At 73.0% G+C, this 13,720-nt stretch carries 1 protein-coding gene (cut by a window edge); it reads left to right on the top strand.

What is annotated here, in order from left to right:
- A protein-coding gene (locus AAFO60_RS05960) for a non-ribosomal peptide synthase/polyketide synthase (RefSeq protein ID WP_347955252.1) crosses the window boundary here: on the top strand, nt 1-13,720 show its final stretch. Its footprint begins 20,717 nt before the window's first position; the window shows 13,720 of its 34,437 coding nt (coding positions 20,718-34,437); its start codon lies beyond the left edge, outside the window; the stop codon is at nt 13,718-13,720.

Raw genomic sequence — 13,720 nt, 5'->3', positions numbered from 1 at the left:
GACCGTGCCCGCCGAGGTGGCCGCGCAGGTCGCGCGCACGCCCGACGCGGAGGCGATCGCGTTCGAGGGGCGCAGTGTCTCGTACGCCGAGTTCGGTGCGCGGGTCAACGTCCTGGCCCGCGAACTGATCGCGGCCGGCGTCGGCCCCGACGAAGCCGTCGCCGTCGTGATCGATCGCAGCGTGGAGATGGCGGTGGCGATCCACGCCGTCGTCGCTGCGGGCGGACAGTACGTGCCGATCGACTCGGCGGCCCCGGCCGACCGCGTCGAATACATGGTCGACACCGCCGGCGTCGGCCTCGTCCTCGTCGCGGGCGCCGCGCCCGATGCGGTGGCCGCCCTCGGGTCGTCGGTGCGGATCCTGGCCGTCGACTGCTCGGCCGAGGCCGAACTGTCGGCGCAGCCGATCACCGACGCGGAACGACGCTCGCCGCTGCACCCCGACCACGCGCTCTACACCCTGTTCACGTCCGGATCGACCGGACGACCCAAGGGCGTGACCGTCAGCCATCGCGCCGTCCTCAACCGGCTGCACTGGGGTCTGGACGTGTTCTCGTGGACGCTCGGCGACCGCGTGATCCAGAAGACGCCGTACACCTTCGACGTGTCGGTGCCCGAACTGTTCGGGCCGCTGCTGTCGGGGGCGTCGATGGTCGTGGCGCGTCCCGGCGGGCACGCCGACCCCGACTACCTGATCGGTCTGCTCGAGGACTCGGCCGCCACCTCGGTGCACTTCGTGCCGTCGATGATGTCGGTCTTCCTCGACGTCGTCGACCCCGACCGTGTCCGCGGCCTGACCGTGTTGAAGTGGCTGTTCGCCTCGGGTGAGGCGCTGCCGCCGGCCGTCGTCGCGAAGGCGCACGCGCTGCTGCCGCACGTGGGGATCCACAACCTGTTCGGGCCCACCGAGGCCGCGGTCGAGGTGACCTGGGCCGACGTGTCCGACGCCCCCGACGTGGTGAGCATCGGCGAGCCGGTGTGGAACACGCAGGCGCTGGTGCTCGACGCCCGCCTGCAGCCGGTCCCGGTCGGCGTGCCCGGCGAGCTGTACCTGGGCGGCGTTCAGCTGGCCCGCGGCTACGCCGCGCAGGGCGACCTCACCGCCGACCGGTTCGTCGCCGACCCGCTCGGCGCACCGGGCGCTCGCATGTACCGCACCGGCGATCTGGTGCGGTGGAACCGGTCCGGGCAGATCGAGTACCTGGGCCGCACCGACTTCCAGGTGAAGCTGCGCGGTCAGCGCATCGAGCTCGGCGAGATCGAGTCGGTGCTGGCCGGTGCGCCGGGCGTGGTGAAGGCCGCCGTCACGGTGGCCTCCGCACCCGCGGGCGGCGAACACCTGGTCGCCTACGTCTGCCCGGCGACCGTCGACGTGGACGCGATCCGGACCGTCGCCGAAGCCGAACTGCCGGCGTACATGGTGCCCTCGGTGTGGACCGTGCTGGACGACCTCGCGCTCAACAGCGCGGGCAAGATCGACCGCCGCGCCCTCCCCGAACCCGACTTCGGTTCGCTGCAGTCCGAGTACGTCGCGCCGATCGGCGCGCTGGAGGAGCAGCTCGCGGCGACGATGGCGGCGGTCCTCGGCCTGGAGCGGCTCTCGGCCACCGAGTCGTTCTTCGCCCTCGGCGGCGACTCGATCATGTCGATCCAGTTGGCCTCGGCGATGCGCGCGGTGGGGCAGGACCTGACGCCGCGGCAGATCTTCGAGCACAAGACGGTCCGCGGGATCGCTCGCGCCATCGCCGACGCCGGTGCCGCGCTGCCCGCGCTCGCCGAACCGGCGGGCGGCGGCCCCACGACCGGCGCCGGCGAGATGATCGTGCCGCCCGTCGTGTCGTGGATGGTCGAGTTCTCCGAGACCGCACGCGATTACGCGGACTACTCGCAGTCGATGCTGCTGGCGGCACCGGCCGGACTCACCGGCGACGACCTCGCCGAGGTCCTCGACCTGGTGGTGCCCGCCCACCCGATGCTCACCGCGCGGCTCGACCACGGCGCCGACGGCGGTCTGCGACTGGTCGCCGGAACCGACTTCGACCCGGCCTCGGCGATCGCGGTGACCGCGTCGTCGGCGACCGTCGGGACGCCGGAGTTCGACGCCGACCTGGTGGCCGCGCATGCGCGCGCAGCCGGCCGACTCGACCCGTCGACCGGGTCGCTGTTCCAGACCGAACTGGTCACCGACCCCGCCGGGGTCGGCCGCCTCGTCGTGGTCATCCACCACATCGGCGTCGACGCCGTCTCCTGGCGGGTCCTGATCGAGGACCTGGTGACCGTGTGGGCTCAGCGAGCGGCCGGACACCCGCAGCGGGTGCGCGAGGTCTCCGCCTCGCAGCGGGCCTGGTCGGCGGCGCTCGAGGCGCAGCTCACCGACCGCCGCGGCGAACTCGACCACTGGCTCGCGCGACTGCCCGAGCACGCCACCGACTTCGGGGTGCGGCTCGACCGGACGCGAGATCGCATGCACACGATGGCGACCGTCGGCGTCGCGGTCGACCCGCAGATCACCGAGACCCTGCTGACCTCGGTGCCGGAGGCCTTCGGCGGCAACGTCGACGACATCCTGCTGGCCGCGCTGGCCCGGGCCGTCCGCTCGTGGCAGCGTGCCCGCGGGCTCGCCGACACGGCACCGGTGTCGGTGCTCACCGAAGGCCACGGCCGCTACGAGGAGGTCCTCGAGAAGGGGGCTGCGCCGGTGCGCGCCGACCTGTCGCGGTCGGTCGGCTGGTTCACCTCCATCGCGCCGATGGCACTGGACCCGAGCGACGACGCCGTGCACGCGGTGAAGGCCGCGAAGGAGGAGCGGCTGAACCGACCCGACGCCGGCATCGGCTTCGGCTGGCTGCGCTACCGCGCCGACACCGAACTGACGCGGCGCCCGCTGCCGTCGATCATCTTCAATTACTTCGGTGCCGTCGGCGCGGGCTCGGCCGAGGGCGCCGACCCGGCCGCCCCGATGGACTTCGGTCCGGCGGGCGGCCCGGGCTTCGCCCCGTCGCCCGCGGGCGCCATGGTGATGCAGGCGCTCGTCACGGTCACCGCGACCGTCGGCGCCGTCGACGGCGGACGGCAGCTGCGCGCCTCCCTGGCGTTCCCCGAGGGGGCGCTGGCGGCGGACGACATGACCGAACTGCTCGACCGCTGGTCGCAGGAACTGTCCGCGATCGCCGCGGCCGCGACCGTCGACGGCGGAGTGGGACTGTCACCGTCCGACGTGCCCGGCGTCGACCTGACCCAGGACGACCTCGACGCGCTCGCGGCCCGCTTCCCGGGTGCGCTCGTCCGGCCGCTGTCGCCGCTGCAGGGCGGCCTCTACTTCCAGGCCGAGATCGCCGCGCAGATCGACGGCGCGGTGGACGTCTACGTGGCGCAGGCGCGGATCGAACTCGGCGGCGACGTCGACGCGGTGCGCCTGCAAGCGGCGGCCGACGCGGTCGTCGCCCACCACGACGTGCTGCGGTCCGGCTTCGTCCAGACCGGTTCGGGCACGGTGGTCTCGGTGGTCCACCCGCACGCCGACGTGCCGTGGTCCGAGGTGGACCTCGGTGAGCTGGAGCCTGCGCAGGTCGCCGAGCGCGTCGACGAGATCGCGCGCGCCGCGCGCCTGACGCCCTTCGACCTCGCCGCACCGCCCCTGCTGCGGTTCAGCCTCGTCCGCCACGGCGACACCGCGACCCTGGTGGTGACCAACCACCACATCGTCCTCGACGGATGGTCGGGGCCGCTGGTGCTCGCCGACGTGATGGCCGTGTACACGACCGGGGCGCCATTCACCCCGCGCACCGACTTCGGCGACTACCTGAACATGGTCGCCGGTCAGGACCGGGCCGAGGCCGTCGAGGCGTGGCGCGAGATCCTGGCGCCGGTCGAGGGCGCGACGCTCGTCGCCTCCGGCCAGGCCGGGGCGATCGAGATGCTCTCCCGCGACGAGGACGTCCTCCTGCCCGCCGAGCTCACCGCCGAGCTGCATCGGGTCGCCCGCTCGCTGGGCGTGACGATCGCGACCGTCACCCAGTTCGCGTGGTCGGTCCTGCTCTCGCGTCTCACCGGCAACCGCGTGGTGACCTTCGGCGAGACCGTGTCGGGGCGGCCCGCCGACCTCGACGGGGTCGAGACGATGGTCGGCCTGTTCATCAACACGCTGCCCGCCGTGGTGGACGTGGACCCGGACGCGCGCATCGCCGACGTCCTGCGCGCACTGCAGGCCGACAAGGTGAAGGTCCTCGACCACCAGTACCTGACGCTGCCGGAGATCCTGGCGGCCGGCGGTCACGGCGTCCTGTTCGACACGCTGACCGTGCACGAGTCGTTCCCCGTCGACACCGAATCCCTCGAGCGGGCCGACACCTCGGCGGCCGGACTCGACGTCCGCGCCGTCTCGGCCCGGGACTTCACCCACTACCCGCTCAACCTCGGCACCACGCCGGCCGGCGACCGCCTGCACGTCAAGATCAAGTACCTGCCGGGCGATTTCACGGCCGCCCAGGCCCGCGTCTTCCTCGACGTGGTGGTCGCGGTGCTGCAGCGGATCGCGGACGCCCCCGAATCGCCCATCGCGGACATCGACCTCGCCGACGAGGCGGGGGCCGCGGCCCTGCGCGAATGGTCCCATCCGGCCAAGCCCGGACCGGGCCCGGAGACCGCCGCCGACCTGCTGATGGACCTCGCACGGCGGACCCCCGAGGCGACCGCGCTGATCGCGGGGGAGCGCACGGTGACCTATCGGGAGCTCGCGGCGCGCGCCGCGCGCCTGGCCCGCGACCTGATCGCGGCCGGTGTCGGCCCCGACGTGGCCGTCGCCGTCTCGGTGCCGAGGTCGGTGGAGATGATGGTCGCCATCCACGCGGTGCTCGCCGCCGGCGGCCAGTACGTCCCCGTCGACGTCTCGGCCCCGGCCGACCGCGCCGAGTACCTGCTGTCGACGTCGGGGGCGGCGATGCTGCTGGTGTCGGCGGCGTCTGCGACGACCGCGGTGGCCGACACCGCGCGGGCGTCGGCGCTGCCGGTGACCGTCGTCGACGCGGCGGCACCGGTCGATCCGACGCAGCCGGCGATCCTCGAGCCGGCCGAACGGCTCGCTGCGCCGCGACCGGAGAACGGCGCCTACACCATCTTCACCTCCGGCTCCACGGGCCGGCCGAAGGGCGTCACCGTGCCCCACCGCGCGCTGATGGCCGAGGCGATCGCCGACATCGAGTACTACGGCTTCGACGACTCCGACGTCTTCCTACAGGTGCTCGAGTACACGTTCGACCCATCGGTCCTGGAGTTCGTCCGCCCGGTGATGAGCGGCGGCTCCCTGGTCCTGCTGGAGCCGGGGACCCATCGGGACCCGTTCGTCCTCCGCGACGCCGTCGCCGGATGGCGGGTCACCTCGGCCATGATCGTGCCGTCGATGCTGGCGGTGATGACCGAGGTCCTCGCCGATCAGGATCCGGCGTGGATCGCTTCGATCCGGCACCTGCACACCGGCGGCGAGGCGCTGCTGCCCGCGGTCGCCGCCGCGGTCACCGGACTGTGGCCCGACCTCACCCTGCACAACCAGTACGGACCCACCGAGACCACGATCTTCTCGACCGTCCAGACCTTCGACCGGGCGACCGGTGCGGTCACCATCGGACGGCCGATCGCGGGCTCGGAGGGCTACGTCCTCGACAGCAGGCTGCGGATGGTTCCGGTCGGCATGCCGGGTGAGCTGTACGTCGGCGGGCTGCAGGTCGCGCGCGGCTACGCGCGGCAGTCGGCCCTGACCGCCGAACGCTTCATCGCCGACCCGTACGGTGCGCCCGGCTCGCGGCTCTACCGCACCGGCGACCTGGTCCGGTGGAACACCGCGGGGGAGATCGAGTACCTGGGTCGCACCGACTTCCAGGTCAAGCTGCGCGGTCAGCGCCTCGAACTCGGTGAGGTCGAGGCCGTCCTCACCGGGGCGCCCGGCGTGGTGCTCGCGGCCGCGGCCGTCGCCGCCTCGCCGGCGGGCGCCGACCACCTGGTCGCCTACCTGACCCCGTCGACGATCGACCTCGACGAGGTGAAGGCGTCGGTCACGGCGTCGCTGCCCGCGTTCATGGTGCCCACGGTGTGGACCGTCGTCGACGACCTCGCCGTCAACAGCGCGGGCAAGATCGATCGCCGGGCCCTGCCCGCGCCCGACTTCGGCGGCTCCGACCAGGAGTACGTGGCCCCCGCCGACGACGCCGAGCACCTGTTGGCCGACCTGTTCGCCGACCTGCTGGGCGCCGCCCGGGTCTCGGTCACCGAGTCGTTCTTCGACATGGGCGGCAACTCGCTGTCCGCGATGCGGTTGGCGGCGCGGATCGCCACCGAACTCGGCACCCAGGTGGGGGTGCGGGACCTGTTCCTGGCCCCGACCGTCCGCGACCTCCTCGGCCACATCGCGGGCCGGGGCGCCGGACTGGAGCCGATCACCGCGGTCACCCCGCGGCCGGAGCGGCTGCCGCTGTCGTTCGCACAGCAGCGGATGTGGTTCATCAACCAGTTCGACGCGGTCTCACCCGCCTACAACATTCCGGCCGTGCTCCGTCTGCGCGGACCGCTCGACGTCGACGCGCTCCGTGCGGCCGTCGCCGACGTGGTGGCCCGCCACGAAGTGCTGCGGACGACGTTCCCGGCGGTCGACGGTGAGGCGGTCGCCGTGATCGCCCCCGTCGCGCAGATCGCGGAGCGGCTCGACTGGCGGCTCGTCGGCAGCCTGGACGCGGTGCTCGACGCGGCGCGGGCCGGCTTCGACGTCACCGCCCAGTGGCCCCTGCGGGTGCGGCTGTGGCAGGTCGACGCGGACGAGACGGTCCTCGCGCTGGTCCTGCACCACATCGCCGCCGACGGCGAGTCGCTGCGTCCGCTGGTCACCGATCTGGTGACCGCGTACGCCGCGCGTGCGGAGGGCGGCGCCCCGCAGTTCGCGCCGCTCGAGGTCCAGTTCGTCGACTACGCCCTGTGGCAGCACCGGGTCCTCGGCTCGGCCGACGATCCGTCGTCGGTGCTGGGTCGCCAACTGTCCTACTGGACGCGGCGGCTGGCGGGCCTGCCCGAGGTCTCGGCGCTGCCGACCGACCGCCCGCGACCCTCGGTGGCCTCCCAGCGCGGTGATCGCACCGCCTTCGAGATCCCGGCCGACCTGGTCACCGCCGTGCACGCCCTCGCAGGCGCGCACGGGGCGACGCCCTTCATGGTCTTCCATGCGGCGCTCGCGGCGGTCCTGTCGCGGCTGTCGGGCAGCACCGACATCGCGATCGGCACCTCGGTGGCCGGGCGCGGTCAGGCCGTGCTCGACCCGCTGATCGGCATGTTCGTCAACACCCTGGTGCTGCGCGCCGAGGTCGACGGCGCCCAGTCCTTCGCCGGGCTCCTCGACGCCGTCCGCAGCGGCGACCTCGATGCGTTCGGTCACGCCGACCTGCCCTTCGAGGTCCTCGTCGACGAGCTCAACCCGGTCCGCTCCGAGGCGTTCGCGCCGCTGGCGCAGATCCTGCTGTTCTTCAACCAGCGCAATGTGGACGCCGACGCGGTGAACGTCCTCGGCGAGATGTCGATCGAACCGGTCGCCGCACCGACCGGCACCGCCCGGGCCGACCTCACCTTCGAGGTGTCCGTCGGCGCCGCCGACGAGCCCTGGACGGCATCGGTCGAATACGCGACCGACCTGTTCGACGAGGACACCGTGCAGCAGCTCGGGGCGCGGGTGGTCGCGATGCTCGTCGCGGTGACCGACCGCCCGGCGCTCCCGGTCGGCGACGTCGACCTGCTCGGCGACCACGTCGAGACGGTACGACGCACCGAGCACGGCGCCGAGGTGGCGGTCAGCCGCCGAACCGTCGCCGATGTGGTGGCCGCCCAGGTGGCGCGCACCCCGGAGGCGATCGCGCTGCGCTTCGAGGGCCGCGAGGTCACCTACCGCGAGTTCGGCGACCGGGTCGGTGCGCTGGCCCGCGAGCTGATCGCCGCAGGCGTCGGACCGGAGACCGCGGTCGCGCTGTCGATCGACCGGTCGGTGGAGATGATGGTCGCGATCCACGCGATCGTCGCCGCAGGCGGCCAGTACGTGCCGCTCGACACGCAGGCCCCCGCCGATCGCGTCGAGTACATGCTCGAGACCGCGGATGTGCGCGTGGTCCTGGTGGCGGCGGGCGACCGGCCCGCCGGGCTGGGGCACGCGACGGTCCTCACCGTCGACGCGGGCACCGCCGTCGAGACCGGTGCCGGGCCGATCACCAACGCCGAGCGGCGCGCGCCGCTGCGGCCCGAGCACGCCGTGTACACGCTGTTCACGTCGGGTTCGACGGGTCGGCCCAAGGGCGTGACGCTGACGCACGAGGCCGTCGTCAACCGGTTGTGGTGGGGTCTGGACGAGCTGCCGATCGACGGTACCGACGTGGTGGTCCAGAAGACGCCGTACACCTTCGACTGTTCGGTCCCCGAACTGTTCGCGCCGCTGATGGTCGGCGCCGAACTGGTGGTCCTGAAGGCGGGTGGGCACGTCGACCCGCTGTACGTGGCCGAGACAATCGAGAACACGCGGGCCACGATGGTGCACTTCGTGCCGTCGATGCTGTCGGTGTTCTGCGAACTCGTCGGCACCGAGGCGATCGCCGCGATGACCTCGCTGCGGATCGTCTCGACCACCGGTGAGGCGTTGCCGCCGGCGGTCGCCGGACAGTTGCGTGCGGCGCTGCCGAACGTGCTGTTCTACAACCTGTACGGGCCCACCGAGGCCGCCGTGGAGATCACCTACGAGCGGATCGAGGAGATCGACGCCTCGGCGACGGCCGTCGCGATCGGACTGCCCGTGTGGAACAGCTCCGCCGTGGTGCTCGACTCGCGTCTGCACCGGGTCCCCGACGGGGTCGCCGGCGAGCTGTACCTGGGCGGCGTGCAGCTGGCCCGCGGATACGCGGCGCGCCCCGACCTGACCGCCGAGCGGTTCATCGCCGACCCGTTCACCCCGGGCGAGCGGCTCTACCGGTCCGGCGACCTGGTTCGTCGCCTGCCCGGCGGACGGCTGGAGTACCTGGGCCGCACCGATTTCCAGGTGAAGCTGCGCGGCCTGCGCATCGAGCTCGGCGAGATCGAGTCGGTGCTGGCGTCGGCGCCGGGCGTGGTGCACGCCGCGGCGACCGTCGTCGACGGCCCCGGCGGCTCGCAGCACCTGGTCGGCTACCTGTCCGGCGGCGCCGAGGACATCGACCTCGACGCGGTGCGGGCGGTCGCCGCCGACGCGCTGCCCGGCTACATGGTGCCGACGGTGTGGACGGTGCTCGAGGACATCGCGCTGAACTCCGCGGGCAAGCTCGACCGCAAGGCGCTGCCGGCACCCGACTTCGCCGCCGTGGTCGACGAGTACACCGCGCCCGAGGGCGCGGCCGAGGAAGCGGTCGCGACCGTCTTCGCCGACGTGCTCGGGCTGGAACGGGTCAGCGTCACCGAGTCGTTCTTCGATCTGGGCGGCAACTCGCTGTCGGCGATGCGCCTGGCCGCACGCGTCGGCGAGGCCCTCGGTGTGGAACTGGCGGTCCGCGACGTCTTCGACGCACCCTCGGTGCGGGAGCTGGCGGCCGCCGCGGCCGTCGGCGAGGTCGCCCTCGCCCCGATCACCGCGGTCACCCCGCGGCCGGCATCGATCCCGCTCTCGTTCGCGCAGCAGCGGATGTGGTTCATCAACCGCTTCGACCGGACCTCCGCGGCCTACAACCTGCCGATCGTGGTGCAGTTGTCGGGCGGCCTGGACTTGGCCGCGCTGCGCGCCGCGATGGTCGACGTCGTCGTGCGCCACGAGATCCTGCGGACCACGTTCCCGCTGTCCGACGGTGAACCGATCCAGGTGATCGACGATGCCGCGACGGTCGACGAGGGCCTCGACTGGGCCGTGGTCGACACGCCCGAGCAGATCGAGGCGGCCGTCACCGGCGGTTTCGACCTGTCCGACCGGTGGCCGGTCCGGGTGCGGGTGCTCCCCGCCGGGGACGGCGAACACGTCCTGGCGGTGGTCCTGCACCACATCGCGGCCGACGGCGAATCCTTCGGGGTGCTGCTTGCCGACGTGGTCGGCGCCTACGCGGCCCGCGTCGCCGGTCAGGCACCGCACTTCACCCCGCTGCCCGTCCAGTTCGCGGACTTCGCGATCTGGCAGCACCGGGAGCTCGGCTCGGTCGACGACCCCGAATCGGTGGTCGGACGCCAGCTCGCGTTCTGGCGCGAGGAGCTCGCGGGCATGCCCGACGTGCTCGAACTGCCCAGCGACCGGCCCCGTCCGGCGGTCGCGAGCCAGCGCGGCGGACGCCTGGAGTTCGAGGTGCCCGCCGATCTGGGCGAGCAGATCGCCCGGCTGGCGGTGACCTCGGGTACCACGTCGTTCATGGTGATCCACGCGGCGCTCGGTGCCCTGCTGTCCCGACTGGCGGCCACCGACGACATCGCGATCGGCACGCCGGTCGCGGGCCGCGGCCAGGCCGTGCTCGACAACCTGGTCGGCATGTTCGTCAACACGCTGGTGCTCCGCACCCGCATCGACGGCGCCGAATCGTTCGAGCAGCTGCTGGCCCGCGTGCGCGAGGTGGACCTGGCGGCCTTCTCGCACGGCACCACGCCGTTCGAGGCCGTGGTGGACGCCGTCGACCCGGTCCGCTCGGAATCCTTCGCGCCGCTGGCACAGGTGTACCTGTCGGTGCGACAGGACGCCGGCGACACCGGGCGCGGCCCGGTGCCGGTGGTCGGCGACCTGCAGGCGACCCCGCTCGCGCACGACGAGGCGCCCATCGAGATGGATCTGCTCGTCGACGTCACCGTCACCGAGGCCGGACGACCCTGGCTCGGCTCGGTCCGGTACGCGACCGATCTGTTCGACGAGGCCACCGCGGCGACCTTCGCCTCCCGACTGCTCGCCGTGCTGACCACGCTGGTCGATCACCCGGCGACGCCGGTCGGCGACGCGGCAGTCCTGTCCGGCCCGCAGGCGCGGGCGATCCGCGAGTGGTCGCACGGACTGGATCTGACCGATCGCCCCGACGATCGGACCCTCGCGGACCTGGTGCGGACCCGCGTGGCGGCGACGCCGGACGCGACCGCCCTGCTGTCGGTCGACGCCGAACTCACCTACGGCGAGGTCGACCGGGCCGTCGCCGCGACCGCGGCACGGCTCCGAGCCGCGGGCGTGACCGGCGAGACCGCGGTGGCGGTCGCGCTGGACCGGTCGGTGTCGTTGCCGGTGTCGGCGTACGCGATCACCGTCGCGGGCGGCCAGTTCGTGCCGGTCGATCCGGCGGCTCCCGCCGACCGACTGCGGCACGTGCTGTCGACGGCCGCCGTCCGCGTGCTGGTCGTCGCACCCGACGCGCCCGCCGACCTGCGGGCGGTGGCGGCCGAGCTCGGCGCCGAGGTCGTCGAGGTCGACGATCGGGAACTGGTGGCCGCGGCGCGCAGCGGGTCCGGAGCAACGCTCGCCGACCTCGACCTCGGCACCGTCCCGGCGGACGGCGCCGCCTACACCCTGTTCACGTCCGGATCGACCGGACGGCCCAAGGGAGTCACGGTCTCGCACCGGTCGATCGTCACGCAACTGCGGCACGATGCGGTGATCCACGGCTACACCGCCCGCGACGTGTACGCCCAGGCGGTCTCGCCGACCTTCGACCCGAGCGTCGTCGAGTACTTCCGGCCGATGCTCTCCGGCGGTTCGCTGGTGCTGCCGGCCCCCGGCGCGCACCGCGATCCCCGGGCGCTCGCCGCCGAGTTCGCTCGGCGCCGGGTCACCTCGGCGATCATCGTGCCGTCGATGCTGTCGACGATGTTCGAGGTCCTCGACGACGACGAGCTCGCCGCGATGGATTCGATGCGATCGCTGGACGTCGGCGGCGAGGCCTTCCCCGCGCCGCTGGTCGACCGACTGCTGACGGTGTGGCCCGACTCGGCCCCGCACAACCTCTACGGGCCCACCGAGGCTGCGGTCATCGCGACGTACAAGCCGGTGGAGGCGGGCCGCCCGGTGACCATCGGTCGACCGGTCTCGCACCTGACCACCTGGATCCTCGACGACCGGCTGCACCCGGTGCCGCCGGGCGTCCCCGGTGAGCTCTACCTCGGCGGCGTCCAACTGGCCCGCGGCTACGCCGCGCGCCCGGACCTGACCGCCGAGCGGTTCGTCGCCGACCCGTTCGGGACCGGCGCACGGCTGTACCGCACCGGCGACCTCGTCCGGTGGACCGCCGACGGCGAGATCGACTACCTCGGCCGCACCGACTTCCAGGTGAAGCTGCGCGGTCAGCGCGTGGAGCTCGGCGAGATCGAGGCCGCGATCATGCGCGCACCCGGGGTGACCGGCGCGGCCGTCGCGGTCGCCGCCGCGGCGGGCGGCGAGAAGTACCTGGCCGCCTACGTGACACCCGGCTCGGTCGACGCGGCCGCCGCCCAGCAGTCGGTCTCCGGCGAGCTCGCCTCGTACATGGTGCCGACGGTGTGGACCGTGCTCGACGAGTTCCCGCTCAATGCGGCGGGCAAGATCGACCGCGGCCGACTGCCCGCACCGGATCCCACGGTCACCGCGGTCGCCCACGAGGCGCCCGAGGGCGTCCGGGAGCAGGTGATCGCCCGTGCCTTCGCAGACGTCCTGGGCGTGGACGAGGTATCGGCGACGGCGTCGTTCTTCGCCCTCGGCGGCAACTCGCTGTCGGCGGTGCGGATCGTCGAACGGTTGCGCCGCGACCTCGACACCGACGTCGAACTGGCGGCGCTGTTCGCCGAGCCGACGGCGCGGGGACTGGCCGAACAGTTGGCCTCGGAGTCGGCGGCCGCGAACCGCGTCCTGCTGCCGCTGCGCGCCGACGGCGGCCGACCGCCGCTGTTCTGCGTGCATCCGGCCGGCGGGCTGGCGTGGTTCTACGGCGGGCTGGTGCCCTTCCTCGCCGATCGGCCGATCTACGGGCTGCAGGATCCGCACGTGGTCGCCGACGAGGAGATGTCCGGCGACGCGGCGGCGTGGGCCGACCGCTATCTCGCCGAGGTCCGCTCGGTGCAGCCGACCGGTCCGTACCACCTGCTCGGCTGGTCCGTGGGCGGCGTCATCGCGCAGGCGATGGCCACCCGACTGCAGGCCGCCGGCGAGGAGGTCGCCTACCTCGGCGTGATGGACGCGGCACCGGTTCCGGAAGCCCCCGAGGCCGATGTCGCTGAGGCCGATGTCGCTGAGGAAGGCGTCGCCGAGGCAGGGGTCGCCGACTCGGCGGGGGTCGTCGACCAGGCGGCGTCGACCGACGGCGAAGACCCTGACGGCACCGTGGTCGCCGACCTGCTCGGCGGCTGGCGCGAGCTGTTCGACCTCGGCGACGACCTCCAGGCCAGCACGCCGGAGGAGGTCGTGGAAGTGGTCCGCGCGCAGATCGCCGGAATGGGCCTGTTCGACCCCGAGCAGGTTCAGCGGATCATGGACAGCTTCTCGTCGGCCGAGGACGTGGTGATCGGATACCGACCCGACCGGTTCGACGGCGACCTGCAGGTCTTCGTCGCGACGGCCGACAAGGACGATCCCGCCGTCGTCGCGCAGGCGTGGCGGCCGTACGTGGGCGGTGAGGTGTCGCAGACGTACGTCGACACCCATCACCTGGGCATGGCCAATCCCGAGGCCTTGGCGGTGATCGGCCCCGCGCTGGCGGCCGCGCTCGACGGGCCGGCGGGACATCAGACGGATGAATTCGGCATATCGGAATAG

The organism is Gordonia aichiensis, from assembly GCF_039946255.1.
Lineage (GTDB): Bacteria > Actinomycetota > Actinomycetes > Mycobacteriales > Mycobacteriaceae > Gordonia > Gordonia aichiensis_A.
This window is presented reverse-complemented; position numbering and strand designations above follow the sequence as displayed.